The 25,895-nt window shown below is 69.1% G+C and carries 35 protein-coding genes and 1 tRNA gene; 26 read left to right on the top strand and 10 right to left on the bottom strand.

The features are described 5' to 3' along the window. Positions 1-6: 6 nt before the first annotated feature. Positions 7-1,158, bottom strand: a complete 1,152-nt coding sequence (locus ACIBHX_RS01425; RefSeq protein WP_397063115.1) for a glutathionylspermidine synthase family protein — start codon at positions 1,156-1,158, stop codon at positions 7-9. Further along, positions 1,158-1,562 carry a hypothetical protein gene (locus tag ACIBHX_RS01430; protein WP_397063117.1) on the bottom strand — a complete coding sequence of 135 codons (405 nt, stop codon included), beginning with the start codon at positions 1,560-1,562 and terminating at the stop codon, positions 1,158-1,160. The genes ACIBHX_RS01425 and ACIBHX_RS01430 overlap by 1 nt, the downstream gene beginning before the upstream one ends. A 114-nt stretch (positions 1,563-1,676) precedes the next feature. On the opposite strand from ACIBHX_RS01430, the gene ACIBHX_RS01435 reads away from it, so the two are divergent. Continuing rightward, on the top strand, positions 1,677-2,687 hold the full coding sequence (locus ACIBHX_RS01435; RefSeq protein WP_397063119.1) for a PHP domain-containing protein: 1,011 nt from the start codon (positions 1,677-1,679) through the stop codon (positions 2,685-2,687). 99 nt (positions 2,688-2,786) lie between these two features. Here ACIBHX_RS01435 and ACIBHX_RS01440 read toward each other — a convergent pair whose 3' ends face one another. Genes ACIBHX_RS01440 through ACIBHX_RS01455 form a run of 4 tightly spaced genes read right to left on the bottom strand, consistent with a single transcriptional unit; the run spans position 2,787 to position 6,206 of the window. Beyond that, positions 2,787-3,977, bottom strand: coding sequence for an ABC transporter permease (locus tag ACIBHX_RS01440; protein WP_397063121.1), 1,191 nt, complete (start codon positions 3,975-3,977; stop codon positions 2,787-2,789). Then, a complete protein-coding gene (locus ACIBHX_RS01445) occupies positions 3,974-4,693 on the bottom strand; it encodes an ABC transporter ATP-binding protein (protein ID WP_397063123.1) in 720 nt (239 codons plus the stop codon). Before ACIBHX_RS01445 ends, ACIBHX_RS01440 begins: the two co-directional genes overlap by 4 nt. After that, positions 4,690-5,727 (bottom strand): peptidoglycan-binding protein, encoded by a 1,038-nt coding sequence (locus ACIBHX_RS01450; RefSeq protein WP_397063125.1) that lies wholly within the window; start codon positions 5,725-5,727, stop codon positions 4,690-4,692. Before ACIBHX_RS01450 ends, ACIBHX_RS01445 begins: the two co-directional genes overlap by 4 nt. Beyond that, positions 5,724-6,206: a hypothetical protein gene (locus ACIBHX_RS01455; protein WP_397063127.1), complete on the bottom strand. Its 483-nt coding sequence runs from the start codon at positions 6,204-6,206 to the stop codon at positions 5,724-5,726. Before ACIBHX_RS01455 ends, ACIBHX_RS01450 begins: the two co-directional genes overlap by 4 nt. Positions 6,207-6,306: 100 nt before the next feature. Between ACIBHX_RS01455 and ACIBHX_RS01460 the strand changes: the two genes are divergently transcribed. The 4 genes from ACIBHX_RS01460 to ACIBHX_RS01475 all read left to right on the top strand — a co-directional run bounded on the left by ACIBHX_RS01460 (position 6,307) and on the right by ACIBHX_RS01475 (position 9,247). Next, entirely contained in the window at positions 6,307-6,951 is a 645-nt protein-coding gene (locus tag ACIBHX_RS01460) for a response regulator transcription factor (protein WP_397063129.1), read from the top strand. Next, positions 6,948-8,069 (top strand): sensor histidine kinase, encoded by a 1,122-nt coding sequence (locus ACIBHX_RS01465; protein WP_397063131.1) that lies wholly within the window; start codon positions 6,948-6,950, stop codon positions 8,067-8,069. The genes ACIBHX_RS01460 and ACIBHX_RS01465 overlap by 4 nt, the downstream gene beginning before the upstream one ends. A 10-nt stretch (positions 8,070-8,079) precedes the next feature. Next, the gene (locus tag ACIBHX_RS01470) at positions 8,080-8,805 is read left to right on the top strand and encodes a helix-turn-helix transcriptional regulator (protein WP_397063133.1); all 726 of its coding nucleotides are present in this window, start codon (positions 8,080-8,082) and stop codon (positions 8,803-8,805) included. A gap of 79 nt (positions 8,806-8,884) precedes the next feature. Then, a complete protein-coding gene (locus tag ACIBHX_RS01475; RefSeq protein WP_397063135.1) occupies positions 8,885-9,247 on the top strand; it encodes a VOC family protein in 363 nt (120 codons plus the stop codon). A 123-nt stretch (positions 9,248-9,370) separates the two neighbouring features. Here the strand turns inward: ACIBHX_RS01475 and ACIBHX_RS01480 are convergent, their stop codons facing one another. Further along, positions 9,371-10,879: an alpha/beta hydrolase gene (locus ACIBHX_RS01480; RefSeq protein ID WP_397063137.1), complete on the bottom strand. Its 1,509-nt coding sequence runs from the start codon at positions 10,877-10,879 to the stop codon at positions 9,371-9,373. Positions 10,880-11,277: 398 nt separating this feature from the next. Then, positions 11,278-14,025: a pyruvate dehydrogenase (acetyl-transferring), homodimeric type gene (aceE, locus tag ACIBHX_RS01485; RefSeq protein WP_397063139.1), complete on the bottom strand. Its 2,748-nt coding sequence runs from the start codon at positions 14,023-14,025 to the stop codon at positions 11,278-11,280. Between the two features lie 640 nt (positions 14,026-14,665). On the opposite strand from aceE, the gene ACIBHX_RS01490 reads away from it, so the two are divergent. The 8 genes from ACIBHX_RS01490 (at position 14,666) to ACIBHX_RS01525 (ending at position 18,663) form a co-directional block, all read left to right on the top strand. Beyond that, entirely contained in the window at positions 14,666-14,848 is a 183-nt protein-coding gene (locus ACIBHX_RS01490; protein WP_397063141.1) for a DUF1918 domain-containing protein, read from the top strand. A gap of 9 nt (positions 14,849-14,857) precedes the next feature. Further along, a complete protein-coding gene (locus tag ACIBHX_RS01495; protein ID WP_397063143.1) occupies positions 14,858-15,265 on the top strand; it encodes a secondary thiamine-phosphate synthase enzyme YjbQ in 408 nt (135 codons plus the stop codon). Positions 15,266-15,367: 102 nt separating this feature from the next. Continuing rightward, entirely contained in the window at positions 15,368-15,796 is a 429-nt protein-coding gene (locus ACIBHX_RS01500; protein WP_397063145.1) for a DUF3052 domain-containing protein, read from the top strand. Positions 15,797-15,806: 10 nt separating this feature from the next. Beyond that, the gene (locus ACIBHX_RS01505; RefSeq protein WP_397063147.1) at positions 15,807-16,235 is read left to right on the top strand and encodes a peroxiredoxin; all 429 of its coding nucleotides are present in this window, start codon (positions 15,807-15,809) and stop codon (positions 16,233-16,235) included. Between the two features lie 12 nt (positions 16,236-16,247). Further along, positions 16,248-16,556 carry a hypothetical protein gene (locus ACIBHX_RS01510; RefSeq protein ID WP_397063148.1) on the top strand — a complete coding sequence of 103 codons (309 nt, stop codon included), beginning with the start codon at positions 16,248-16,250 and terminating at the stop codon, positions 16,554-16,556. A 55-nt stretch (positions 16,557-16,611) separates the two neighbouring features. Continuing rightward, a complete protein-coding gene (locus ACIBHX_RS01515; protein ID WP_397063150.1) occupies positions 16,612-17,556 on the top strand; it encodes an ROK family protein in 945 nt (314 codons plus the stop codon). A 16-nt stretch (positions 17,557-17,572) separates the two neighbouring features. Further along, positions 17,573-17,644, top strand: a tRNA-Val gene (locus tag ACIBHX_RS01520). Positions 17,645-17,724: 80 nt separating this feature from the next. Continuing rightward, positions 17,725-18,663 (top strand): tyrosine-type recombinase/integrase, encoded by a 939-nt coding sequence (locus ACIBHX_RS01525; RefSeq protein ID WP_397063152.1) that lies wholly within the window; start codon positions 17,725-17,727, stop codon positions 18,661-18,663. Here ACIBHX_RS01525 and ACIBHX_RS01530 read toward each other — a convergent pair. Both ACIBHX_RS01530 and ACIBHX_RS01535 read right to left on the bottom strand, forming a co-directional pair. After that, the gene (locus tag ACIBHX_RS01530) at positions 18,654-18,827 is read right to left on the bottom strand and encodes a hypothetical protein (RefSeq protein WP_397063154.1); all 174 of its coding nucleotides are present in this window, start codon (positions 18,825-18,827) and stop codon (positions 18,654-18,656) included. The genes ACIBHX_RS01525 and ACIBHX_RS01530 overlap by 10 nt on opposite strands. Before the next feature lie 463 nt (positions 18,828-19,290). After that, the gene (locus ACIBHX_RS01535) at positions 19,291-19,797 is read right to left on the bottom strand and encodes a hypothetical protein (protein ID WP_397063156.1); all 507 of its coding nucleotides are present in this window, start codon (positions 19,795-19,797) and stop codon (positions 19,291-19,293) included. Positions 19,798-19,929: 132 nt separating this feature from the next. On the opposite strand from ACIBHX_RS01535, the gene ACIBHX_RS01540 reads away from it, so the two are divergent. The 13 genes from ACIBHX_RS01540 to ACIBHX_RS01600 all read left to right on the top strand — a co-directional run bounded on the left by ACIBHX_RS01540 (position 19,930) and on the right by ACIBHX_RS01600 (position 25,886). Next, positions 19,930-20,235 (top strand): hypothetical protein, encoded by a 306-nt coding sequence (locus ACIBHX_RS01540; RefSeq protein WP_397063158.1) that lies wholly within the window; start codon positions 19,930-19,932, stop codon positions 20,233-20,235. A 136-nt stretch (positions 20,236-20,371) separates the two neighbouring features. Beyond that, positions 20,372-20,641 (top strand): hypothetical protein, encoded by a 270-nt coding sequence (locus tag ACIBHX_RS01545; RefSeq protein WP_397063160.1) that lies wholly within the window; start codon positions 20,372-20,374, stop codon positions 20,639-20,641. Further along, on the top strand, positions 20,638-21,477 hold the full coding sequence (locus tag ACIBHX_RS01550) for a hypothetical protein (RefSeq protein ID WP_397063162.1): 840 nt from the start codon (positions 20,638-20,640) through the stop codon (positions 21,475-21,477). Before ACIBHX_RS01545 ends, ACIBHX_RS01550 begins: the two co-directional genes overlap by 4 nt. Before the next feature lie 195 nt (positions 21,478-21,672). Next, on the top strand, positions 21,673-21,915 hold the full coding sequence (locus ACIBHX_RS01555; protein ID WP_397063164.1) for a hypothetical protein: 243 nt from the start codon (positions 21,673-21,675) through the stop codon (positions 21,913-21,915). After that, positions 21,912-22,160: a hypothetical protein gene (locus tag ACIBHX_RS01560; protein ID WP_397063166.1), complete on the top strand. Its 249-nt coding sequence runs from the start codon at positions 21,912-21,914 to the stop codon at positions 22,158-22,160. Before ACIBHX_RS01555 ends, ACIBHX_RS01560 begins: the two co-directional genes overlap by 4 nt. After that, a complete protein-coding gene (locus tag ACIBHX_RS01565; RefSeq protein WP_397063168.1) occupies positions 22,157-22,537 on the top strand; it encodes a hypothetical protein in 381 nt (126 codons plus the stop codon). Before ACIBHX_RS01560 ends, ACIBHX_RS01565 begins: the two co-directional genes overlap by 4 nt. Beyond that, the gene (locus tag ACIBHX_RS01570) at positions 22,534-22,869 is read left to right on the top strand and encodes a hypothetical protein (protein WP_397063170.1); all 336 of its coding nucleotides are present in this window, start codon (positions 22,534-22,536) and stop codon (positions 22,867-22,869) included. The genes ACIBHX_RS01565 and ACIBHX_RS01570 overlap by 4 nt, the downstream gene beginning before the upstream one ends. Then, complete coding sequence (locus ACIBHX_RS01575) at positions 22,869-23,663, top strand: Rad52/Rad22 family DNA repair protein (protein ID WP_397063171.1); 795 nt, start codon at positions 22,869-22,871, stop codon at positions 23,661-23,663. Before ACIBHX_RS01570 ends, ACIBHX_RS01575 begins: the two co-directional genes overlap by 1 nt. Beyond that, the gene (locus ACIBHX_RS01580) at positions 23,660-24,253 is read left to right on the top strand and encodes a hypothetical protein (RefSeq protein ID WP_397063173.1); all 594 of its coding nucleotides are present in this window, start codon (positions 23,660-23,662) and stop codon (positions 24,251-24,253) included. Before ACIBHX_RS01575 ends, ACIBHX_RS01580 begins: the two co-directional genes overlap by 4 nt. Then, positions 24,246-24,620, top strand: a complete 375-nt coding sequence (locus ACIBHX_RS01585) for a hypothetical protein (RefSeq protein WP_397063175.1) — start codon at positions 24,246-24,248, stop codon at positions 24,618-24,620. The genes ACIBHX_RS01580 and ACIBHX_RS01585 overlap by 8 nt, the downstream gene beginning before the upstream one ends. Continuing rightward, positions 24,620-25,279 carry a hypothetical protein gene (locus ACIBHX_RS01590; RefSeq protein ID WP_397063177.1) on the top strand — a complete coding sequence of 220 codons (660 nt, stop codon included), beginning with the start codon at positions 24,620-24,622 and terminating at the stop codon, positions 25,277-25,279. Before ACIBHX_RS01585 ends, ACIBHX_RS01590 begins: the two co-directional genes overlap by 1 nt. Beyond that, positions 25,279-25,668, top strand: a complete 390-nt coding sequence (locus ACIBHX_RS01595) for a hypothetical protein (RefSeq protein ID WP_397063179.1) — start codon at positions 25,279-25,281, stop codon at positions 25,666-25,668. The genes ACIBHX_RS01590 and ACIBHX_RS01595 overlap by 1 nt, the downstream gene beginning before the upstream one ends. Continuing rightward, positions 25,665-25,886, top strand: coding sequence for a hypothetical protein (locus ACIBHX_RS01600; RefSeq protein WP_397063181.1), 222 nt, complete (start codon positions 25,665-25,667; stop codon positions 25,884-25,886). Before ACIBHX_RS01595 ends, ACIBHX_RS01600 begins: the two co-directional genes overlap by 4 nt. Positions 25,887-25,895 lie beyond the last annotated feature (9 nt).

Here is a 25,895-nt window from a genome sequence, read left to right on the forward strand (position 1 = left end):
AGGGCTCTATTCGCTGGGGTGGATGCGGTGGGGGACGAAGGAGGAGGTGTCATCGGTGATCAGTCCGGTGGTCTCGCGGATGCCCAGGCCGGCGGGTTCGTCGGCGACGACCCAGGCACCCAGCACGGGCCGCTGCCCCTCGAACTCGGGCAGCGCCTCGAACGCCTGGTACATGTAGCCCTCCCGACCGTACTCGCCGGGCGTCTCAAGATCCATGCCCGGCGCGACGATCCGCATGGACGCGCCTTCCCTGCCCAGCAACGGTTTCGCGATATAGGCGGACATGTCGCGCGGGCCGTCCAGATACGCGGGCAGCAGGTTCTGATGGCCGGGGAACAGCTCCCACAGGACGGCGAGCAGCGCCTTGTTCGACAGCAGCGTCTTCCACAGCGGCTCGATCCACGTCGAATGCCGTACGGCGTGCCGCCCGAACGGCTCGTCGAGCATCCACTCCCACGGGTAGAGCTTGAACACCGAGCGGATCATGCGTTCCTCGAGGTCCACGAAACGCCGGTTGAGCGCGTCCCAGCCGATGTCCTCCATGGCCACCGCGATCGTGCCCAGCCCGGCCAGCTCGGCCGTCTCCTGCAGGTAGGCCAGCGTCATGGCCTCCTCGCCCGTCTCGTCCAGGCTTGTCCAGGCGAAATGGGTGGGGCCCGGCGGCAGCCGTACCTCCTTCCAGCGGTCGACGAGGCGCTCGTGCACCGAGTTCCACTGGTCGGATTCCGGGTGCGTGTCCTTGAGCCAGAACCACTGTACGACCGACGACTCGACCAGGGCCGTCGGCGTGTCGGCGTTGTACTCGAGCAGCTTGGCCGGGCCGGTGCCGTCATAGCGCAGGTCGAAGCGGGCGTAGACGTAGGGGTCGCGCCGCTGCCAGGACCTGGCCACCTCCTCGTGCGCCCACTCGGGGATGGCGAAGTCGGCGAACCGGCCCGTCGTGATCACGTGGTCGACCGCCTGCAGGCACATGCCGTGCAGTTCCTCGACCTGCTCCTCCAGGGACTCGATCTCCTCCAGGGAGAAGACGTAGTGGACCGACTCGTCCCAGTAGGGGCGGGCGAGTCCCTCGGGGTGGGCGGCCCGGTGGTAGGCCAGGCCCTGGCTCTCGATCGTCTTCTCCCAGCCGTCCCTGGGCGTCCCGTGCTCGCGGCGCATCAGCCGCCGCCGCCCCAGTGGCTGCCGAAGCCGCCGCGCTGGATGTCGCGGCCGGTGCGGCTGGAGATGTTGACGTCCGAGGGGCGGAAGGTGGAGCCGCGCCAGACGCGGGTGCCGATCCTGGTGCCGCCGTAGTACCAGTGGTAGGCGCCGTGCGAGCCGCCGTAGAAGCCGGCGCGGCCGTTGGCGTCGTCATCGCAGAACTGGTCGTCCACGATCTCGTAGGTGCCGTCCGTCTGCTGGTTGCTCATGTCCACGCAGTCGGCGGTGACCTCCTCGTTCTGCTGCGCCGCGCAGTAGCCGACGAGAACCAGGGACACGACGCCGATCGCGGACAGCGCGATCACCTTGGACGCCTTGATCGCCGGGGTGGGAGGGGGCGGGGGAGGGAGGGGTGTTTCCATCGAGCTCCAGTCGGTCGGCCGAACAGCCTAGCGGTGGCCGTTGCCCGTCTACAACGGGTCGCTTTATCTCCGCTTAACGGGCAGGAGTTCAAAATGGTGCCGTTTAATCGGGATATGGATCCTGTCGAGGCGCTTCGCGAGATCGCGTTCCTGCTCGAGCGGGCCGCCGAGCCCACCTTTCGCGTGCGCGCCTTCCGCCGGGCCGCCGACGCGGTGGAGCAACTGCCACGCGAGGACCTGGAGCTACTGGTCAGCTCAGGCGGGCTGGCAGACGTGCCCGGCATCGGCAAGGTCACCGCCCTGGTGATCACCGAGGGGCTCGACGGGCAGGTGCCCACCTATCTGCGCAGGCTGCGCGCCACCGCCGACACGGACCTCGACGAGGAGACCAGCGCGATCAGGTCGGCGCTCAAGGGCGACCTGCACAGCCACTCCGACTGGTCGGACGGCGGTTCGCCGATCGAGGAGATGGCCGCCGCGGCCAAACAGCTCGGCCACTCCTACCTGGCGCTCACCGACCACTCGCCCCGCCTCAAGGTCGCCAACGGCCTGTCGGCCGACCGCCTGCGCCGCCAGCTCGACGTCGTGGCCGAACTCAACGAGCGGCTCGCGCCCTTCAGGATCCTGACGGGCATCGAGGTCGACATCAACCTGGACGGCAGCCTCGACCAGGAGCCCGACCTGCTGGAACGGCTGGACATCGTGGTCGCGAGCGTGCACTCCAAGCTCCGGATGAACCGCCACGAGATGACCCGGCGCATGGTCACGGCCATCGCCAACCCCGTCGTCACGATCCTCGGGCACTGCACCGGCCGCATCGTCAAGGCGGGCACCCGGCGCGGCGGCCTGCGCCCTGAGTCGGAGTTCGACCCGGAGCTCGTCTTCGAGGCCTGCCGCCGCTTCGGCGTCGCCGTCGAGATCAACTCCCGCCCGGACCGCCTCGACCCGCCCAAACGCCTCCTGCGTCAGGCCTTCGAGATGGGCTGCGTCTTCGCCGTCGACTCCGACGCCCACGCGCCCGGGCAACTGGACTGGCAACGCCACGGCTGCGAACGCGCCGCCCGCTGCGGCATCCCCACCGCCAGAATCCTCAACACCCGGCCTGTTGCCGAGCTTCTGGCCTAGCTTCCTGTACGGCTGCCGCCGCCCTGCCGCCACCCGCCGCACCGGGTTGCGGTCCGTCCAGGGCACTCCAGCGGCGCCACTCCCCGCCGCGACAAGCGGTCAGGTCGTGGTCAGGGCGGTGGTGGGGGAGAGGTGGGAGGCGCGGACGGCGGGGTAGAGGCCGGCGAACGTGCCCGTGGTGAAGGTGGCCGCGAGGGCGGCGGCGATGGACCAGGCGGGGATGGTGGTGGGCCAGGCGTGGGCGAGGGCGTAGAGGGTGGTGGCGAGGGCGCCGAGGAGGGCGCCTGCCGTACCGCCCAGCGTGGACAGGAGAAGCGATTCGGTGAGGAACTGGGTGCGGATCTGGCCGCGGGTGGCGCCGTGGGAGCGGCGTAGGCCGATCTCCTTGCGGCGTTCCAGGACCGAGATGACCATGGTGTTGGCCACGCCCACCCCGCCCACCAGCAGCGCCACCGCGCCGAGCCCGAGCAGGAGGCTGGTGAACGCGCCCGCGGCGGCGGCCTTGGCGGCCAGCGCGTCCGAGGGACGGCTGACGTCGACCTCCTCCGGATGCTCGGGGCTGACCGTGCGCGGCAGCAGCCCGCGTACCGTCTCCACGGCCTCGTCCGCGGACCTCTCGTAGATCGTCGTCGGATGCCCGTCGAAGGCCAGATAGCGTTGCGCGGCGGCGAAGCCGACCAGGGCGGAACGCTCGATCTCCGGCGCGAGCGGCATCGGCCCCAGGATGCCGACCACCGTGAACCAGCGCTCGCCCAGCCACACCCGCAGCCCCGTGCGGTTCAGGCCGAGCCTCGTGGCCGCCTCGGCGCCGAGCACCACGGCCGGCTCGCGGGCCGTGGCGGCGTTCAGCCAGGCGCCCTCGACGACGGCGCCCTCCAGCGTCGTCAGCAGCTCGGGCGTCGCGGCCTGTACGGCGATGCCGCCCGTGACCGCCTCAGGGATGAGGCTCGTACGGCGGACCGTGGCGTCCACCTTGCCCGTGGCGGACGCGGTGCGGACCCCGTCGATGCGCCTGACCATGGCGACGGACGTGGCGGGCAGCTCCGCGTCCTCGCCGAAGAGGGTCCGGCCGGGTGAGACGGTGAGCAGGTTCGTGCCGAGCCGGTCGAGCCGGCGCAGCAGCTGCTCGCGGGAGGACGAGGAGATGCCGACCACGGCGATCATCGTGGCGATGCCGATCGCGATCCCGAGCGCCGACAGGAATACCCTGGCCGGCCGGGTCCGCAACCCCGCCGCGCCGACCCGCAGCACGTCCGCCGCCCCCAGCCGCGCCGGTCGCAGCTCGCTCATCTCGTGACTCCATCGGAAAGATCAGAAGAACCGGAACCGGCACCGAATGCGGAGGCCTCCGGGAGGAGGTGGCCGTCGCGGACGCGGATCTGGCGGGGACACCAGGCGGCGATCTCCGCGTCGTGGGTGATCACCACGACCGTCGTCCCGGCCTCGTGCAGCCCGGAAAGGATCCGCAGGACCTCCGCGCCGGAGGCCGAGTCCAGGTTTCCCGTGGGCTCGTCCGCCAGGAGCAGCGGCGGATCCCCGACGACCGCCCGGGCGACCGCCACCCGCTGCTGCTCCCCGCCCGACAGCTGGTGCGGCCGGTGCCGCAGCCGGTGCCCGAGCCCCACCCGTTCGAGCGCCACGGCGGCCCGGGCCCGCCGTACCCGCAGGGGCAGCCCGCTGTACAGCAGCCCGTCGGCCACGTTGTCCAGCGCCGGCACCCCGGCAGCCAGGTGGAACTGCTGGAAGACGAACCCGAGCCGCCGCGACCGCAGCGCCGACAGCTCCCGATCCGACAGCGCGGCGACGTCGTACCCGGCGATCCGCACGGTCCCGGTCGTGGGCAGGTCGAGGGTCCCGATCAGCTGCAGCATGGTGGACTTGCCCGACCCCGACGGCCCGACGATGGCCACGAGTTCCCCGGCCGCGATCGTCAGGTCCACCCCGCGCAGCGCCTGGACGTTCCCTTCGTAGACCTTGGACACGCCCGCGAGCTCTACGATGTTCACGACGCCGGCACCCCCACCTGCATCCCGGGTGCCAGCCCGCCGCCGGACACCTCGACCATCCCGCCGCCGAACACTCCGACCCGGACGGGCACGATGCTGGACGAGCTGCCCGAGACGACCTCCACGCCGAAGCCCGTGCGCGTCGCCAGCAGCGCCTCCAGGGGTACGGCCAGCACGTTCCTGCGCGGCGGCCCGCTCAGCTCGACGTCCACGGGCGCCTGGTCGAGCCGGGTGCGCGGGGTCTTGCGCAGCGTGACCTCCAGGTCCATCGTGGTGCGGTCCTGGCCGCGCACCGCCTTGGCCACCGTGCCCACCGTGGTGATCCTCCCTGCGACCCGCTCGCCGCCGGGCAGCGTGACGGCGCACCTGGCACCCTTCCTGGCCAGCTCCTGGTCGCCGGTGTCCAGGTCGACGTGGACGATCCGCTCGGTGTCGCTGACGACCAGCACCTCCTGCCCCGGCCTGACCCGCCCGCCCGCCTCCGCCCGCACGCCGGTCACCCGGACCGCGGCGGGCAGGAACACCACCTGGGCGGCGTCCACCCGCCCGGTCTCCGGCAGGCCGCGGTCCTCCTGCCAGCTCTTGACGGCCAGGTAGGTGGCGTAGGAGAAGTGCCGGTCCACGGTCACCTGGTAGCCGAGCGCCGCCAGGTTCCGCTCCAGCTGCTCGACGTCGGGACCGTCGCTCACGCCGGTCCCCAGGGTCCGGTAGAGCGGCAGCTTGCCGTACATGAGGACGGTCGGACGGCGATCGACGCGTAGCAGGGGGCGTCCCCGGCGGATCACCGCGCCCTCCTCCGGAGCCCACGTCACGGTTCCCGTGGCATCCCCCAGAACATGGCGCGACCCCGAGTAGGTCAGCGAGCCGTCGACGGTCTTGGTGTCGACCAGGTCCTGCCTGGTCACCGCCGCGGTGGCGGGGGCGGTCCGCGTGGCGGCGCTGGTGGTGGGGGCCGCCGCGGTGCCGCGCAGGTTCCAGACGACCAGCGCGGCCGCCACCCCCAGCAGACCCACGCCGGCGATCACCTTCTTCATGACAGCAGCCCGCCCGGCGCGAACTCCTTGCACGCCTGCTGGACCTGCTTGACCTTCGACTCGGGCGTGCCCGGCGGGATGTTGATCTCGACGCGTCCGTCGGCGGACGGATCGGGCATGTCGATGCCGTGCTCGCGCATGCACCGCGCGAACTTCATCATCTTGTCCTGCTGCTTGGGGTCGATGCCCTTGCCCTTCTCGCCGACGGCGTCCTTCATGTACTGCTTGCACGCCTCCTGCGCCTTCTGGACCTTCTGCTCATCCCCCTTGCGGGACAGGATCCGGATCCCCTCGCCCGGCTTGGGGTCCTGCATGTCCACGCCGTGCTCGCGCATGCACTGCGCGAACTTGAGCCCGGCCGCCTCGCGCGCATCGGCGCTCGCCGAGGCGGTGGGCCGGCCGTTGCCCGCGGCCTGGGAGCCGCACGCCGCCAGCGCGAACGCCAGAGCGGCTACGGCCGGCATCAATCGCAACCTCATCGACCTCTCCTTTCGATGCGGCCACGAAAGCGGACCCGGTGCTAAACGCGGATAAGCCGCCTTACCCGCGGCTAACACCCGCTGCGGGACGCTCGTCGGCATGAGGGTGCTCGTGGTCGAGGACGAGGAAGAGATGGCCGACGCCGTGGCGCGCGGCCTGCGGCTGCACGCGATGGCGGTGGACGTGGCCTACGACGGCAGGCAGGCGCTCGAGCGGGCCTCCTACGTCGACTACGACGTGGTGGTGCTGGACCGCGACCTGCCCGAGGTGCACGGCGACGAGGTCTGCGGCGAGCTGGTCAACCGCAACCGGATCCTCATGCTGACCGCCGCCGGGCTCGTCCACGACCGGGTCGGCGGGCTCGCCCTGGGCGCCGACGACTACCTGGTCAAGCCGTTCGCGTTCGCCGAGCTGGTGGCCAGGGTGCGGGCGCTGGCCCGCCGTACCTCCAGGAAGCCCCAGGGAGTGCTGGAACGGGCGGGCATCAGGCTCGATCCGGCCCGCCGTACCGTGAGCAGGGACGGGGGGGAGATCACGCTGAACCGCAAGGAGTTCGACGTGTTGCGCGAGCTGCTGTTCGCGCACGGAAGCCTGGTCACCTCGGCCGAGCTGCGCAGGAACGTCTGGGACGAGTACGCGGCCGAGGGCACCGGCGTGCTGCGGGTGACACTCACCTCGCTGCGCAGGAAGCTCGGCGAGCCGCAGCCGATCGAGAACGTGCCGGGCAAGGGGTACCGGCTGTGAAGCGGCTCGGGCTGCGCATGCGGCTCACCCTGCTGTACGGCGGGCTGTTCTTCGTGGCCGGGTCGGTGCTGGTGTGGCTGAACTACGCGCTGACCGCCCGCGCGCTCAGCCAGCAGTTCACCCTCGACATCAAGAAGGTCCAGCAGATCCCCGGCATGCCGACGATGGTCGATTCGATCACCCAGCAGACCGACGTGGGGCGGGCGGCGGCCAGCGTGCTCAGCGAGACGCTGCGCAGCTCTCTGGTCACCATGGTGCTGGTCGGGATCGTCGCGCTGGTGCTGGGCTACCTGGTGGCCGACCGGGCGCTGAAACCCCTGGACCGGGTGACCGAGACGGCCGAGCGGCTGTCGGAGAGCAACCTGCACGAGCGGATCGCGCTCAAGGGTCCCAACGACGAGGTCAAACGCCTGGCCGACACCTTCGACGGCATGCTCGACCGGCTGCACCGCGCCTTCGACGCCCAGCGCCGCTTCATCGGCAACGCCTCCCACGAACTGCGCACCCCGCTGGCCATCAACAGGACCGTGCTGGAGGTCGCGCTGGAGGAGCCGCACGCCTCCGAGGACCTCAAGGTGACGGCCCGGTCGCTGCTGGGCACCAACGCCCGCTACGAGCGCCTCATCGAGGGGCTGCTGCTGCTCGCCCAGTCCGAGCAGGAGCTGACCGTGCGCAGGCCCGTCGAACTCACCCACGTCGTCAAGACCGTGCTCGACCAGCCGCTGCGCAAGCCGTCCATCACCGTGCACGAGGACCTGAGCCCCGCGCTGGTGGAGGGGGATCCGCTGCTGCTGGAGCGGTGCGTGTTCAACCTGGTGGAGAACGCCGCCAAGTACAACACGCGGGACGGCGACATCTGGATCACGCTGCGCCAGGACGGGGAGCTGACCGTGGCCAACACCGGGCCGACCGTCCCGCCGTACGAGGTGGAGGAGCTGTTCGAGCCGTTCCACCGGCAGCAGGGCGAGCGGATCAGGTCGGTACGTGGTGCCGGGCTCGGGCTGTCGATCGTGCGCGCCATCGCCGTCGCCCACGGCGGAACGGTCACCGCCGAGCCGCGGGCCGAGGGCGGCCTGGCCGTCAGCCTGCGCCTGCCGATTGTCGGTGGCGCGGCGTAACGTCGCAAGCGTGAACCGTACCGATCGGCTCTACGCGTTGGTCGAGGAGCTGCGCGCGATCTCCCCCAGAGCCAGGTCCGCCCGGGAGCTGGCCAAGCACTTCGAGGTGAGCAAGCGCACGATCGAACGCGACATCATCGCGTTACAGGAGTCCGGGGTCCCCATCTACGCCGAGCCCGGCCGCACGGGCGGATACGCCATCGACAAGAAGATGTCGCTGCCCCCGCTCAACTTCACCCCGGCCGAGGCGGTGGCCATCGCGGTCGCGCTCAGCCAGGCCGGCGAGCAGCCCTTCGCCCGGCAGGCGCGCAGCGCGCTGCGCAAGGTCGTGGCCGCCATGCCCGGCCCCGAGGGCGACCTGGCCAGGGAGCTGGCGCGGCGCGTCATGCACATGACGCCCGCCGACCCCGGCGTCGAGATCCTGCCGCTGGGCGGGGAGGGCATCTCGCGCGCCATCGAGGAGGCGCTGCTGCGCAGGCGGGTGCTCAAGCTCGACTACGTGGACAAGAACGGCGCGCTCACCTCACGCGAGGTCGAGCCGGGCGTGTTCATGGGTGGCCGCGGCGGTTTCTGGTACCTGGTGGCCTGGTGCCGTCTGCGCGATGACGTGCGCGTCTTCCGGCTCGACCGCATGGCCGCCGCCGTGGTGAGTGACGAGCGTGCCCCCGACAGGCCGCTGGAGGGGTTCGCGAGCGACGTGCCCGAGATGATCGTCCACGGCACGGTGCTCGATTAGTCGCTCGAAAACACCGACATAGGGTTGTCGCTCCCGCCAGATATCGTCCTCTTGTTCGAAATAATTGGAGGAGGGCGTGATGGACAACACGGTGACGTGGTTCGAGGTGGCGACCGACGACCCCGACGGCGCGCAGCGCTTCTACGGTGGGCTGTTCGGCTGGTCGATCGCGTCGAGCGCGACCGACGTCATGGACTACCGGATGATCACCTATCCGGGCGGGGAGAGCCCGTCGGGCGGCATCTTCAACTCCAAGGGCGAGTTCCCCGGCCACGCGGTCTTCCACGTCAAGGTGGCCGACGTCGAAGCGGCCTGCGCGCAGGCCGAGTCACTCGGCGGCAAGGTCGTCAGTAAGGTCATCGGCGACGGCGCGGGCACCGACTTCGCCTACCTGCACGACACTTCGGGCAACCTCTTCGGAGTGTTCCACCCGAGGTCCTAGACGGTCGTGCGCCCCCGGGCGGGCGCCGGCGCCTTCCCCGCCGGGCCCCGCACGACCGGGGGCTGGAACGACCTCACACCCCTGGGCCCGCCGCCGACCGCCGAGCGGCGGCGCGTCCAGGGGTCACTTCGAGCCGCAGGTGACGCCCTGCTTCGGCACCGTGCCCTGGAGCAGGTAGGAGTCGACGACCTGCTGGATGCACTTGTCGCCCGACAGGTACGCGCCGTGCCCCTCGCCCTTGTAGGTGACCAGCGTCCCGGTCTTGAGCTGGGCGGTCAGCTTGGGCGCCCACTGGTACGGCGTGGCCGGGTCTCCCGTGCCGCCCACCACCACGATCGGCCCCGAGCCGGTGGCGTCCACGTGCCTGGCCTGGTCGCTGCCCGGCACCGGCCACACCCGGCACAGCCCGCCCGCGCCCTCGCTGCCGAACAGCGGTGAGATCTTCAGCGAGGCCGCCTCGGACTTGCGCAGCGTCTCCTCGCTCGGCCGCTCCGCCGAGTCGACGCAGGTGATCGCCGGGAAGCTGGTCATCTCCGTGGAGTAGGTGCCGTCCTGCTGGCGCCCGGTGTAGGAGTCAGCCAGGTACATCAGCCCCTCGCCTTCGCCCCTGAGCGCCTGTGACAGCGCTTGCTCCAGGAACGGCCAGCTCAGCTGCGAGTACAGCCCGGCGGGCACGGCGGTGGAGGCCAGACCCTGAGTGAGCTCCCTGGTGCCGACCTTGATCGGCTGGGTGACCAGGTCGTTCATCAGCTTGTTGACGTTGGCGTCCGCCTCGTGGACGGTCTTGCCGAAGGCGCAGCCGTCCTTGACGCACGACTTCAGGAAGCTCTCGTAGGCCTGCTGGAAGCCGGCTGTCTGCGCCAGGTTGCGCTGTTCGAAGTTCACGCTCGGGTCCAGCGGGGCGTCCAGCACCATCTGGCCCACCAGCTTCGGGTACTGGGTGGCGTACACCGCGCCGAGCTGCGTGCCGTACGACATGCCGAAGTAGTTGAGCTTCTCGTCGCCGACGGCGGCGCGCAGGCGGTCCATGTCGCGCGCGGCGTTGACCGTGCCGACGTACGGCAGCACCTTGCCCGAGTCGCGCTCGCACAGCTGCGCGAACTCCTTGTTGGAGGCCTGGCTCTTGGCCCGCATCTCTTCGTTGTTGGGCAGGGTGTCCATCGACACCCAGCGGTCCATGTCGGCGCTGCTGCCGCAGCGCACCCCGGCGCTGCGCTGCACCCCGCGCGGGTCGAAGCTGACCAGGTCGTACTGGGTGTTGAGATGGGTGAACGCCTTGGCGGCCTGGGCCATCGTGTCGACGCCCGAGGCGCCGGGCCCGCCGAAGTTGAACACCAGCGAACCGATCCGCTTGCCCGGGCCGGTGGCGGGGATCTTGATGACGGCCATCTCGATCTTGTCCCCGTCGGGCTTGGTGTAGTCCAGCGGCACCGCCAGCTTGCCGCACTGCATCGTGCTCTGCTGCTGACCCGGCGTCTGGCCGCCCGGCCGGGTGACGTCGGTGCACGGACCCCAGGCGATGCCCCCGGAGCCCGTAGGGCTGGGCAAAGTGGCCTGCTGCTGCGGCGATTGCTGGCTGGAGCAGGCGGCGACCGCCACGGTCAGCGTGACGGCGGTCAGTACGCGACGCATAGGCACAATTTTCCCCTCGGCTCTCAGGGGGAAGTATGCCTAACCATACGGCGAGAAGCAGGGAGGCGGCACGCACCCCTCCTGGACGTGCCGCCTCACCCTTCCACACGGGCGAGGCGGCACCCCATGACGCGGTTCCGCGAAAATCTTTGCCCCGGGCCGTGCCAGGTAATCCCGCGGCGATCGCCTGGCCGCCCTCAAGGGCACGTCGGACTCGTCCTGGACGATCAGGCTCATAGCAAGGCCGGTGCCTACCACGGCCGCGTGTCGCTGCCGAGCGGCACCAAGTACGCGGCGATCACCGCCGACGCGTCCTGGTCGATCGTCCGCGGCTAGCGGCGCCTGCTCGGCGCGCCGGCCGCCCGGGCGGGCGGCCGGCGCGTGAAGCGGGTCCTGCGTCAGACGCCCATCGACTGGGTGTCGTTGCTCTCGGCGCCGCCGGCTTCGGTGACACCGTTCTTCAGGTGGTAACGGGCGATCGCCTCGCGCAGCACCTCGCCGTCCAGCTCGCCCCGCTTGACCAGCGCGGTCAGTACGGCCAGCGTGATGGAGGCGGCGTCCACGTGGAAGTGGCGGCGCAGCGCGGAGCGCGTGTCGGACAGGCCGAACCCGTCGGTGCCCAGCGAGGACCAGTCACCCGGCACCCACTGCGAGATCTGGTCCTGCACGGCCTTCATGTAGTCGCTGACGCCCACGAACGGGCCCCGCGCGTCCTTGAGCGTCTCGGTGACGTACGGCACGCGCGGCTCGGCGTCGGGGTTGAGCAGGTTGTGCTCCTCGGCCGCCAGCGCGTCGCGGCGCAGCTCGGTCCAGGACGTCGCCGACCACACGTCGGCCGAGACGCCCCACTCCTCGGCCAGCAGCCGCTGCGCCTCCATGGCCCACGGGCCCGCCACGCCCGAGGCCAGGATGTTGGCCTTGGGGCCGTCCTGGCGGGGTGAGTCGGCGAACTTGTACAGGCCCTTCAGCAGGCCCTGCACGTCCACGTTGGCCGGTTCGGCCGGCTGCAGGTACGGCTCGTTGTAGACCGTGAGGTAGTAGAAGACGTCCTCGGGCTGCTCGCCGTACATCCTGCGCAGGCCGTCCTTGACGATGTGGGCCACCTCGAAGGCCCAGGACGGGTCGTAGGAGACGGCGGCCGGGTTCGTCGAGGCGATGAGCGGCGTGTGGCCGTCCTCGTGCTGCAGGCCCTCGCCGTTCAGCGTGGTACGGCCGGCCGTGGCGCCCAGCAGGAAGCCGCGGCCCATCTGGTCGCCCATCTGCCACATCTGGTCGCCGGTGCGCTGCCAGCCGAACATCGAGTAGAAGATGTAGATCGGGATCATGTGCTCGCCGTGCGTGGCGTAGGCGGTGCCCGCGGCGATGGTGGAGGCCATCGAGCCCGACTCGCTGATGCCCTCGTGCAGGATCTGGCCCTGGACGGCCTCCTTGTAGGACAGCAGCAGCTCCCTGTCGACCGCCTCGTAGGTCTGGCCGTGCGGCGAGTAGATCTTCGCCGTCGGGAACATCGCGTCCAGGCCGAACGTGCGCGCCTCGTCCGGGATGATCGGCACGAAGCGGTGGCCGATCTCCTTGTCGCGCATCAGGTCCTTCAGCAGGCGCACGAACGCCATGGTGGTGGCCACCTGCTGCTTGCCCGAGCCCTTGCCGAACTGGCTGTAGACCTCGTCGCCGGGCAGCTTGACCGCCTTGGCGCGGACGACGCGCTTGGGCAGCACGCCGCCCAGGGCCGCGCGCCGCTCCTTCATGTACTCGATCTCGGGGTCGTTCTCGCCCGGGTGGAAGTACGGCGGCAGGTCCGCCTCCAGAGCCGAGTCCGGGATCGGCAGGTACAGCCGGTCGCGGAACTCCTTCAGCTCGGCCTTGGTGAGCTTCTTCATCTGGTGCGTGGCGTTGCGCGCCTCGAAGTCCTTGCCCAGGGTCCAGCCCTTGATGGTCTGGGCCAGGATGACCGTGGGCTGGCCGACGTGCTCGCGGGCCGCCTTGAAGGCCGCGTACACCTTGCGGTAGTCGTGGCCGCCGCGCGACAGCTTGCGGATGTCGTCGTCGGTCAGGTGCTCGACCATCTTGCGCAGGCGCGGGTCGGTGCCGAAGAAGTGCTCGCGGATGTACTCGCCCGACTCGACGGAGTAGGTCTGGAACTGGCCGTCGGGCGTGGTGTTCATCTGGTTGACCAGCACGCCGTCGACGTCGGCGGCCAGCAGCGGGTCCCAGTCGCGGCCCCAGACGACCTTGATCACGTTCCAGCCGGCGCCGCGGAAGTACGTCTCCAGCTCCTGGATGATCTTGCCGTTGCCGCGCACCGGGCCGTCAAGGCGCTGCAGGTTGCAGTTGATGACGAAGGTGAGGTTGTCGAGTTCCTCGCGGGCGGCCAGGCCGATCGCGCCCAGCGACTCCGGCTCGTCCATCTCGCCGTCGCCCAGGAACGCCCATACGTGGCTGCGCGAGGTGTCCTTGATCTGGCGGTTGAGCAGGTAGCGGTTGAAGCGCGCCTGGTAGATCGCCCCGATCGGGCCCAGGCCCATGGAGACGGTCGGGAACTCCCAGAAGTCGGGCATGAGCCGCGGGTGCGGGTAGGAGGGCAGGCCATGGAAGCCGTGCGACAGCTCCTGCCGGAAGGCGTCGAGCTGCGCCTCGTTGAGTCGGCCCTCGAGGTAGGCGCGGGCGTAGATGCCGGGCGCGGCGTGGCCCTGGAAGAAGACCTGGTCGCCCGACTCGCCGTGGTCCTTGCCGCGGAAGAAGTGGTTGAAGCCGACCTCGTAGAGCGAGGCGGCCGAGGCGTAGGTGGCGATGTGGCCACCCACGTTGGTCCGGGCGTTGGCCCGGGAGACCATGATCGCCGCGTTCCAGCGGATGTAGGCGCGGATGCGGCGCTCGACGTGCTCGTCACCCGGGAACCACGGTTCGCGCTCCGGGGGAATGCTGTTGATGTAGTCGGTGCTGCGCAGGCCCGGCACGCCGACCTGGTGCTCGCGGGCGCGTTCCAGCATGCGGAGCATCAGGTAGCGGGCCCGGGTGCGGCCCTCCGTCTTGACGACGTTGTCGAGCGACTCGAGCCACTCGTTGGTCTCGCTGGGGTCGACATCAGGCAGCTGGCTGGGTAGGCCGTCGCTGATGATCGAGAAACGCTGGCGTCCGGAAGCCACTGGGTCTCGCCTTCCGAGGTGGACTGATGTCTTGGTGTGGGTCGCCTTCCATCCTGGTCGCTGGTCGTAGAAAGTGCATCTCTACTCACCGGTAACCGGGGTGTCCCCACTGGTAGGGATGGTGCCGATGGCCTAGACCACCGATGGTCGGACGAATCAAACGCCAAGAGTACATCGGCGGCACAATTTAACAAGACGGGAAAACCTACGAAATTTCGCCTACATGCCTTGAAGCATCCCCCGAAGCGGCGAGGGTGACACCCGCCGGGGCGCGATGGGCCGCGTCAGTCTAGCCGCCGGGTTCGTGACCATGAGAATCGTGCCTCTGGCCCCCGCGCCGGGCGCGGTCCGAGGACGTTGCTCCGGCTGGAGCCGGCTGCCTTGGTGACGGTCGGGCTGGGCAGCTCGGCATCGGTGGCCGCGCCGGTCCTGCAGGCGGTACATCAGGTCCCTCCTGCCTATCGCGGGTCACACGGACACCAGCTGTGTCCAGCAGGACGGTCGCCACCGTGACCAGGGGCCATCCGGCCGCGGCGGCCGGAACGGCGCATCTGCGCAGCGTAACTTTTCGGTCAGCAAATGGGCTCCCTCCTGCGGGGGAGGGCTTTTAGAATGCGCTTCGCCGTACCAATCTGGAGGTATGAACGCGACGGTAGGAGACCGGCTCCTGATGCACGGGAATACCGTTGGGGAACGGGACCGGGGCGGCGAGATCATCGAGGTACAGGGCACGGACGGCGGCCCGCCGTACATCGTGCGGTTCGACGACGGCCATACGGGGTTGGTATTTCCCGGCCCGGATTGTGTCGTGGTGCACCAGTAGAATCTCCGTGTGAGATCGCAGATCATCACCGTGACCACCGGGACCCACGAGACAGTGCACGACATCACGGGGCAGTGCGCGGAGTTCGTGCGGTCTCAGGGCGGTGACGGGTTGCTGCACGTGTTCGTCCCGCACGCCACCGCCGGGATCGCGGTGATCGAGCTCGGCGCGGGCAGCGACGACGACCTGCTGGCCGCCATGGACGACCTGCTGCCCGCCGACGACCGGTGGCGTCACGCCCACGGCACGCGTGGGCACGGCAGGTCACACGTGATGCCTGCGTTGGTTCCGCCGTACGCCACGATCCCCGTGCTGGACGGGCGGATGGCGCTGGGCACCTGGCAGTCCGTCGCCCTCGTTGACCTGAACGTCGACAACCCGCAACGTCAGGTTCGCCTGTCGTTTTTGTCCGGTTGAGTTCGGCTCGCCGAAGGCCGTACCCGTGGCGACCGTTGACGACTGAGGGTCACAGCGTGTGGACTGTCCCGAAGCGATACACCCATACCAGGAGGGATACAAGTGAGCGCGACCGCGGGTCAGGCGCAGGACGAGCGCGGCCTGGCCGAACGACTCGGCCTCAAGTCGGGTCAGGTGGTGCAGGAGATCGGTTGGGACGAGGACTGCGACGACGAGCTTCGCGAGTCCATCGAGAGCCTGACCGGCAACGAACTGCTCGATGAGGACACCGACGATGTCGTCGACGTGGTGCTGATGTGGTGGCGCGACGGGGACGGCGACCTCTTCGACGTTCTGAGTGATGCCATGCGAGCACTCGCAGAGGGCGGCCAGATCTGGCTGCTGACTCCGAAGGCCGGCCGTGACGGCCACGTGGAGCCGAGCGACATCGGGGAGGATGCCGCTACCGCGGGTCTCTCGCAGACGAGCAGCATCTCCGCCGCACCCGATTGGTCGGGGACCAGACTCGTCGCACCAAAGGGCAAGCGTTAGCCTGAGGTCCGTGAACCTCGCTCCGGACTTCGAGCTGCAGGACCAGCACGGCACTCCCGTTCGGCTCTCCGACTTCCGTGGCAGGAAGGTCGTGCTGGTCTTCTACCCGCTGGCATTCAGCGGTGTGTGTCAGAGCGAGCTGTCGGCGCTGCGTGCCTTCGACGCCGACGCTGAGGTCCTCACAGTCTCGGTGGACTCCATCTTCACCCACCGTGCCTGGGCGGATCAGGAGGGTTACGCCTTCCCACTGCTCTCCGATTTCTGGCCACACGGACAGGTCGCGCGGGCGTACGGTGTGTTCGATGAGACGAAGGGGCTCGCACGACGGGGGACCTTCATCATCGACGGCGAGGGCGTGATCCGCTGGTCGGTGGTCAACCCGATCGGTGAAGCCCGGAACGTCGCCGACTACCTCAAGGCACTCGCCGACATCTCGTAAACGGAGGGAACAATGCCCTGCTACCGCTGCGGGGCCCGGCAGACGGACCCGGTCCGCGGCGCCAGCCCGTGGAAGCGCGGGGTGCGCCAGGAGACCCAGGTGCTCATCTGCCCGGACTGTCAACGGCTGCACGACCTCGACCTCGACTCGTGCGCCACCTGCGGCTCCCAGTCGCTGATCTGCCGGCTGGGCGAGGTCGAATGCCGCTCATGCGGATCTGTACGGCTGGCGCGGGCCTTCGGGCCCGCCGAGGTTGGCGCTCCACCCGGGTTGTCCGCCGAGGTGGAGGCCGCACTGAATCGCGTGTTGGGACGAGCTTGACGAGATTTTTCCGGACATTTGCTGACCTGCGCTATCGTCTCCTTTCGTGTCCGCAATGAGTTCGTTCGTCGTCGCGCTGGATGTGGGTGGCACGTCCATGAAGGGCGGCCTCGTCAGCGAGTCCGGCGCCGTCCTGCTGAGCGAGCGTCGCCCGACCCCCCGAGCCGATGGCCCGGATGCGGTCGTGGCCACGATCCGCACCTTCATCAGCGACCTGGCCGCCGCCGGTGACGGCGTACCCGTGGGCGTGGGGCTGGCCGTACCCGGCCTGGTCTCACCGTCGACCGCGGTCTACGCGGCGAACCTGGGCTGGCGCGACGTGCCCGCCGCGGACTTCACCATGCTGGACATCCCCGTCATGCTGGGCCACGACGTCCAGACCGGCGGGCTCGCCGAGAGCGTCCTGGGCGCCGGGCGAGGCGTCTCCGACTTCCTGTTCCTGCCCATCGGCACGGGTATCGCCGGTGCCATGATCCTGCGCGGCGAGCCGTACGGCGGGGCCTCGGGGTGGGGTGGCGAGATCGGGCACATCCCGGTCTTCCCCGACGGCGAGCAGTGCGCCTGCGGGCAGTTCGGCTGCCTGGAGACCTACGCCTCGGCGGCCTCGGTCGGGCGCCGCTACAGCCTGCGGGCGGGGCTCGAGGAGCCGGTCAAGGCCGAGCAGGTGGTCTCCTCCGATGATCCCATCGCCATCGAGGTCTGGGACGAGGCGGTCGAGGCGCTGTCGCTCGCGCTGGCCACCTACACGCTGCTGCTGGACCCCTCGCAGATCGTCCTCGGCGGCGGTCTCGCGGAGGCGGGTCCCGCGCTCTTCGACCCGGTGCGCACGCGCCTGGTCAAGCGCCTGGCCTTCCGTGACGCACCGCCGCTGGTGCCCGCGGCGCTCGGCGTGGACGCCGGCATGCTCGGAGCCGCCCTCCTCGGCTGGCGCGCGGCCGGCCGTCCGGAACTCGGCCCCGGCTGGGTTTTGGATGTGCGCCCGGAGCCGTTGGTGTCGTAAGGTGTAGTGCCGCTCGGGACGGTTAGCTCAGCGGTAGAGCACTCGCCTTACAAGCGAGGGGTCACTGGTTCGAACCCAGTACCGTCCACAAAACTAGCCCCTACCTGGGAAAACAGGTGGGGGCCTTTTTGTGGTCACGGAACTATAGCGCTCAGTAACCCCTCGCCTATGACGGTGCGGGTCTATCCTCCCCACATGGATCTGCCGGAGTCGGCCCGCGCCTTCGCGCCTGCCATCGCCTCGTTCAGGCGCCACCTGCGTGCTGAGAACAAGTCAGACAACACGGTCCGTATCTACACCGACGCCGCCGAGCGCCTCGCCGCGTGGCTCGTCGCCCGGGACGATGCGCCCGACGACTGGGAAGCCGTAACGAAGCAGGACATCCAGGAGTGGATCGCATCCATCCTTGACGCGCGAGCCGCCGGCTATGCGAACAACCAGTACCGGAGCATCCAGCAATTCTGGAAGTGGTGGTCGGCCGAGGAGGAACTGCCCAGCCCGATGGCCGGAATGAAGCCACCTGTCGTCCCCGAGCAGCCGGTGCCCGTGCTGCGCAGAGAGCAGCTGGGTGCCCTCCTCAAGGACTGCGAGGGCAAGGAGTTCATCCAGCGCCGAGACAAGGCCATCTTCTACGTGTTCATGGACACCGGAATCCGCCGCGGAGAGATGGCCGGGCTGAAGGTCGAGGATGTCGACCTGGACATGCGCGAGATCTACGTCATGGGCAAGGGGCGTCGCGGGCGCACCGTCACCATCGGGCGCAAGGCCGCTGTTGCACTCGACCGATACCTTCGCGTGCGAGCAGGGCAGCGGTGGGCGGACCGGCCGGAGCTGTGGCTGAGCGAGAAGAACAAGGGAGTGCTCGGCGTGGACGGCGTCAAGCTGATGCTGCGCCGGCGCAGCAGCGCTGTGGGTATCGATCGGCTGTACCCGCACATGCTCAGGCACTCATGGGCGCACTACGCCAAGCAGAACATCAGCGAGGAGGAGCTGATGCGGTTGGCCGGGTGGCGTTCACGGCAGATGGTCGACCGGTATGCCGCCTCCACGGCTGACGAGCGAGCTCGGGAGGCAGGCAAACGGTCGGCGCTTGGGGATCAGCTCTGACGGGCCTCGCGGGCCTCGCGGATGGACCGAATCGAGGCTATGGCCGCGTCGTGCTGCTGGTCGGCGTTGACGACGATGACGGGGAACTCGCCGGTCTGGTCGTAGGCGAGAGCGCCTACCTCGCGGTAGGCGAGGGGTTCGCGGCGCAATAAGTAGTGGATCACGCTACCTCCTGGAGTCTGACCCGGTCGCGGATGTATGACCAGACCGCGGCTTCCCGGGTGGGATCGATCGCGCCTGTGGGGTGGATCGCTACTGTGACGACCTTGCCGTGAACGGCAAGCCGGACGGGGATCGGGTCGCCGGGCCGGGCGCGCATTGCGTCGGACAGTTCGGCAGGAACGGTCCCTCGGCCGAGGTCGTGTTCGGCTCGGGCGACTGCTAGTGCTTCACGGACTTCTGGGGGGGCGGCATGCCTCGTCCAGATTGCGGAAGCCCGTCGCCTGAGGTGCTCGATGGGGTCGTCCGCTGGGCCAGGGATGCTGTGGTGCACGTCAACCTCCGGGAGGTAACAGCTGTTATCCCTCGCCTCGGGACTAACAGGGGTATTCAGTAGACGCCGACCGACACGTTTCGGTCTACACCCTGTAATCATCCTGTTACGCAAATTGCGAATTTCCAAGCCCTTCAGGCAGAATCGCGCTCTTCTTTTCCGTCCACGGCGCTCTCTAGCCGATCAAGCTTCGCGCTCACTTCAGAGAGTTGCCGCCTCAGAGCCTCCCGCGCCTCCCGCTCTTCCCTGTCGCGGATCTCACGCTCCTCGCGCTCACGCTTCAGCGTTTCGGTGATCTGCTGAAGGGCCTTAAGTGTCGCGGCAGCAGCGTCGGGGCCAAGCTCGATAGCGGTTGGTGCGTCGACCTCGGGGGCGGACGGCTGCGTTCCCGCGGATTCGGCCGGCGTGGGCTCCTTGCCGTCCAGGATCGCCTGAACGCTGCCCTTCTGCCATTCCAGTGCGCGCTCGAGGTTGGCGATAGTGCGCGGGCTGTAGCGAGTGCTCCGTGCGCCTTCGATCGCCTGGACGCGGTCGACAGAGAGTGGGCCCGTGACTGCGATGTCTACTTGTGTCCAGCCACGGTCGTTGCGGCGCTCTACGACCGCCTTTGCGACGCGCTGCCAGTCCTCTTGGCTGTGCATGTGCTTCATCTTGCCCGACGAAGCTAGGCGTATCCAGGCGTGACTAGGCGTGAGTTGGGCCGGGGTTACATGACTCTGGCATGCGGTTACGCCTGATCGTGCCTGAAATCCCGTACGCCTCAGAAATCAGGCTTGATTTCACGCCTGATCACGCCTAATCTTTTCGGCATGGCACCACAGCAACGTCCCCGAGAGCACAACGGCCCGGCGATGAGGGCCATCCGAAGGCGCAGCGAACTCTCCGTGCAAGACCTGTGCCGCCTCCTCAAGGAGGAGGAAGACCTGGTCATCCACCCCAACCACATCCGCAACATCGAAACCAACGCCAGAGGCGCCAGCGACAAGGTGATCGGCGCTATCGCCCGCGTGCTTCGGGTCAAGAAGGTCGTGCTCATGGCTGCCCCTGAGGCGGCTGATCAAGAGCTGGAGTCCGCATGAGTCCCCAAGCGCCTAAGAAGCCGAAATCGCAGTGGTGGACCTGCGGCAACAAGGTCGGCAACAAGACGTGCGGAACACGGAACGACCCGGACTACCACCCCAGCTACTGCCGAGGCTGCGGAGCGGAGCGGACGTCATGACACCCGCAGAGCGCACCCTCCGCGGACGCATGGGCGCCCACACCTCGTGGGCCAACACCGCGGACCCGTCTGCTAGGACCAAGCCGGGCCGCGACGCGTTCCTCGCCCGTTTCGAGAAGCAGGTCGACCCCGACGGCACGCTGCCCGTGGAAGAGCGCAAGCGCCGCGCCACGTCCGCCCGGAAGGCGTACATGCAGGCCCTGGCTATGAAGAGCCGCAAGACACGCGAGGCCAAGGCACGCAAGGCGGGGGAGGCGGCAGCGTGAACGAGCTCGCCCTCATCGAGAGCCCGTCCCTGCGAGCACAGCACGCAGACCGCGTCGATGTCCTCGACAAGGTCAAGGCGCTCAGCCTCCTGCCGGACGGTGTCCACGCTACGACCGACATGGTCGCCGGCTACTACGAGGTTTCGCCCGAAGCGGTGGACCAGATCGTGAAGCGGAACCGGCGCGAGCTGGAGAACAACGGCTACAAGGTGCTCGCTCGGGCCGAATTTGAGGGTGTCATCGGTGACACTCTCAAACTGTCCCCTCAGGCCCGCCGGGTCGCGGTGTTCAACCGCAAGGCGATCCTCAACATCGGCCAGATCCTGACCGGCTCCGACGTCGCGAAGGACGTGCGCGCCTACCTCCTCAACATCGAGGAAATCGCCACGCACGAGCAGCGGGCCGACGCCATGGACCGGGTGCACCTTGCTAAAGCTCGGATCGAGATGCTCGCCGCCGCCGAGGGCTACCTCGACAGCGAGTGGATCCGGCTGAAGATGCGGATCCAGGCCGCGATCGGGCTGGGCGAAGAGCCGGAGATCGATCACGCCAACCTCCCTCTGTACGTGCCGGACTTCCTCAAGTCCAAGGGGCTCAACCAGGCGCGGATCAAGTCGGCGCAGTCCTGGTTCGGCCGCCGCGTGGTGAAGGTGGCGCAGGCCGAAGGACGGACTCTGCCGGAGAAGCGAGCGGAGGACACCGCCTCTGGCTCCGTCCGCGAGACGTACGCCTGGACGCGCAAGGACCTGCCTCTGTTCGAGGAGGTCTGGGACGTCTACTACGCCGCCGAGTACGCGCCCGAGCCCGACTACGCCCTGTTCGGAGGCGAGTCATGACGCCGACGCAGCAGTTCGACGAGGCGGTGGCGGTCGGGTTCGCCGTTCGGTGCCTGCTGCTCGACATCGATGACGCGCTGGCCGAGGCCGCCGAGATGGCATCCACCCCCTGACCGCAAGACGGCCCCCGCCCGGAGGCAACCGGACGAGGGCCCAGACCACCCGCTCAAGAGCTACGAGAAGAGAGCGAGAGTCATGAACAAGAGTACGACGGTCGACCGGCTCGCCGGCGTCGCCGAGTTCCGGGTCACGTACACCTGCCTGGACTCCGAGGGCGACCAGGCACTGGGAGTGGAGCGCTGCGACGGGATCGCCGAGGCCCACCTGGAGTGCTCCCGCACCCTCGCCTACCAGGAGAGTCAGGGCCTGCCGGCGGACGCGCACATCGTGTGGCGTGTCGGCGGCGGCCCGTGGCAGGCGTGGGGCGGTGCCCGGTGATCAAGCTGACGCCCGAGGTGGCCGCGGACCTGATGGTGGGGGACTTGCTCCTCGACGACGGCCGCGAACTGCTGATCACCAAGCTCATCCCAGCCACCGCCGAGGAGGCGCTGGCAGCAGGTAAGCGCGAGGTGCAGTCGCTCATGTGGTGGCGCACCTACGACGCCACCGAGCCCGTGAAGGCCGCCCCCGGCAGGTTGAGGCTGGCCCGGATCGCCGAGCAAGACGGGCAGGTGTCGGCATGATGACGCCCGAGACGATCCTGAACGCCACGGTCGGCGTGCTCGAGCGCCGCGGTCGGGTCACAGGGCGCTTCGAGACGCCAGACGGCGAGGTCGACCAACTGGGCGCACTCGCCATCGCGGCGGGAGAGCAGCCGCGGGTGTGGCTGTCGATCAGGATCCTCGACTACGAAGCCCTCGATCCGTGCCTCCGCTTGCTGGTGGATGCGGCGCGGATCCTGGCCGAGGTCGAGGCGCCGCTGTGCCGGCCGGAGGATCTGCCGCTGCACCGCCTGGTGATGTTGCTCGGCGATTCCAACGACGTCGCCACGGATGCCGAGGTGTTCGACTTCCTGGTCCGGGCCGCCGATGCCGCGGCTGGCGTGGGAGCCGCCTCGTGACGTCCGTGTCTGCCCACTGGCTGTCCGTGGGAGAAGCCGCGGCCCGGCTCAGACTGCCGGAGCAGGTGGTCCGCGAGCTCGCGATCACGCAGGCGGTGCGGTCCCGCAAGGCGCTCGACCACTGGGAGCTGTGGAGCGAAGCGGTCGATGCCCATGCCCACCGGATCAAGGCCGAGCCGGAGCTGGCCGCCCACAAGGGCGACGTCCTGGCCGACCATTCGCGCCTCCCGGTAGGGCAGGGCCCCGAGATCGGCAACGGAGCTGAGCGGGAGTTCCGCGACTCGCAGGGCGACTACGACGACACCCCCAACGACGAGGGAGACGACGACTGATGGGCTTCACTCGTGCGCAGGTTGACCAGCTCTTGCAGCCGATCAACACCAACCGCGTCTTGAAGGACGGCAAGGGCCACTCACATGTGTCCCAACAGGACGTCCTCGCGCACCTGATCCGCATCTTCGGGTTCGGCAACTTCGATACCGAGATCCTCAGCCTGGAGTGCGTCTTCGAGACGCCCCGCGTCAATGACCAGACGGGCAAGCAGACCGGTCGGTGGGACGTCTGCTACAAGGCCACCTACCGGTTGATCGTCAAGGACGAGAACGGCGTCGAGGTCTGCCACTTCGAGGACGGTTCGACTGCCACCGCGCAGAACCAGACCCGCGGCGATGCTCACGACCTGGCGATGAAGTCGGCCCTGTCGTTAGCAAAGAAGCGGGCCGCGATCCCGCTCGGCGACCAGTTCGGCCTGTCGCTCTACAACAAGGGGCAGACCAAGCCGCTGGTCATAGGCACGCTCGTGATGCCTGAGGGTGAGGCCGCCGGACACGACGTGCAGGAGGGCGTCGAGAAGCAGGTTTCGCTCGGCAACGACGAGATTGACCGCGACCTGGACGCTTCGTTGGCAGAGCCCGCGCAGCCCACGCCGCAGGTGAGCGTCGATGACGGCTGGGTGGATGCCTTCGGGAAGCGCGTGGCTGCTGCAACCGCCGACCAGATCGGCGGTCTGCGTCAGGAGGTGCTCGACAAGTTCAAGGCTCGCTCTCTCGACTCCGACACTGGCAACCGGCTGATGGAGGCCATCAAGCAGCGGCAGGCCGAGCTCAGCGGGCAGGAGGCGGCGTGAACGCCAAGTCGCACGCCCTGAAGGTGGGCGCCGCCAAGGTGCTGGTGGACATCGTCACCGCCGGATACGAGCAGCTCCGCAAGGACGCCGAGAAGGAGTTCGCCGAGCTCCGCAAGGACGAGATCAAGGGCTTGGCGGTCAAGCTCCCCGACGGCACCGAACTCGGGTCGATCGCCATCTACGACGGGCCCCCGCACACGCAGGTCAATATGAAGACCGTTGCGGCGATCGTCGCCAACGACGCGCCCGAAGAGTTCGTCGAGGAACTGTCGGACGACGCGCTGAAGGACGAGAACCTGCTGGCGTTCGTCCGTGACCAGCTCCCGCACCTGCTCGTCAAACGGATCCGCCCCGACTACCTGAAGAAGCTGCTGAAGCGGATCGACGGCAACGGCTACCTGAAGGACGCCGCGGGCACCCGCATCAAGGTTGCGGACGTGACCCGTGGAGAGCCGACTGGCAAGTTCGCGTTCACCGCCGGGCCGGGCGCCCAGGAGCTGGCGTGGAAGGCGTGGAGGTCCGGCGATCTGGAGCCCGTCCTGGGCGACCTGCTCCGCCCTGCCCTTGAGGCGGGTGACCCAGGTGAGTGACCTGACCACACCGACCGGCATCGAGGACCGGCTGCGGCAGCTCGTCAACGATCTGGCCAGCGCTCAGTTGACGCTGGCCAGGGTCCGGGACGTTGAGGTGGACGCCAAGCACACGTATGAGGCGGCTCGTCGCGCCGCGTTGTTCTCCGGCCAGTGCCCGAAGGTGACCCGCGGCGGTTACACGACGGCGGAGCGGGACGCCTGGGTGGACGGCCAGGTGGCCGTGCAGCGCCGCGCCTACGACCTGGCCGTGGCCAAGCGCGAGGCGGCGCAGGACCTGCTCCGGGTGGTACGCGACCAGGCGATGGTCGTGATGGCGCTCGCGAACTCTGTTCGTACCGCCTACCAGGTTGCGGGGCGAGGCTGATGAAGCGCTCGCCGATGCCGCCGCGCAAGTCGCCGCTGACGGCGAAGAAGCCGATGAACCGCAGCAACGGGTTCAAGCAGGTCCTGAAGCCGTGGAAGGCGAAGAGCCGCCCGGAGACCGCGCCCAAGAATGCGATCGTCTACGCCAAGAACCGCAGCAAGGGCCTGTGTGAGATCGGGCTGGTCTGCTTCGGCAGTGCGCCGGCGACCGAGACGGCGCACCGCCGCGGCAAGGGGTCGGGCGGGGTCGGGCCGAAGAACACGACCGCCGGCACCGCGGCGAACCTGCTCCGTGGATGCCACGCCTGCCACGCGCACATCGACAACGCCCAGGTGGCTGACGCCGAACGGCTCGGGCTGAAACTGCGCCACGGTGTCGCCCGCCCGTCCGAGCTGCCGGTCCTGCACTACCGGCTCGGCTGGGTGCTGCTGGACGACGAAGGCGGCTACCGGGCCGCTCCCGCTGCCTCGCACGCCGGGGGAGTGCTGCTGCCGGTGATCGCCTGCACCTCGTGGGAGCTGATCAACCAGGACGGCGCCTTCATCGAGGCGATGGAGCGGTTCGGTCACGTCGACTGCCCGGGATGGGCTCCGCCGCGGCCTGGCCCGTTCCTGTGCGGGTGCGGCTCGACGCCCTTCTACCTGGAAGAGGTGGCGTGATGGCCGACATCTCCTGCCAGCACTGCCGAGCCGCCTACGCCTGGCCGGTTGGCGCGAAGGGCTCCCAGTCCGATGGCGCGCGGAGTGCCGGATGGGTCGTCTGGGAAGGGCTGACGCTTGGCGGCCAGCACGTCAAGCGCGTGTACTGCCCGGTCTGCCGCGGCGTGGCCGAGCCGACTCAGGCTGAGCTGTCGTGGGATGCGGTCTGCCAGACCTGCGACTGCCGAATGTCGGAGGAGTGGGGCGACGACGAGGAAGGGCCGTTCACCGAGAACGACGCCGACCAGTGGAAGGCCGACCACCGATGCGAGCCGTGGGTGGACAAGATCCAGCCCGTACCGCCTGGCCGCGACCTGGCGCAGCCTGACCTTGCGCTGGTGGCGTCATGAACGGCGTCCAGGACATGCGCTTCTGCCCGTGGTGCTTCGAGCGGAAGCCGGCCGGCCACGACTGCCCGGCCGGCGCGGTCGGCTGCACCACACGCGAGCCCGACGACCTGCCCTGCGGCATTTGTCGCGGGTGCCAGCAGACCCAACTCGACGACTACGCCCGGCGCCGAGCCGAGTTCGAGCACGGCTCGCCGACCGATCTAGACCATCCCGCCTGACGTGTCGGT

The organism is Nonomuraea sp. NPDC050536 (assembly GCF_044457685.1).
Lineage (GTDB): Bacteria > Actinomycetota > Actinomycetes > Streptosporangiales > Streptosporangiaceae > Nonomuraea.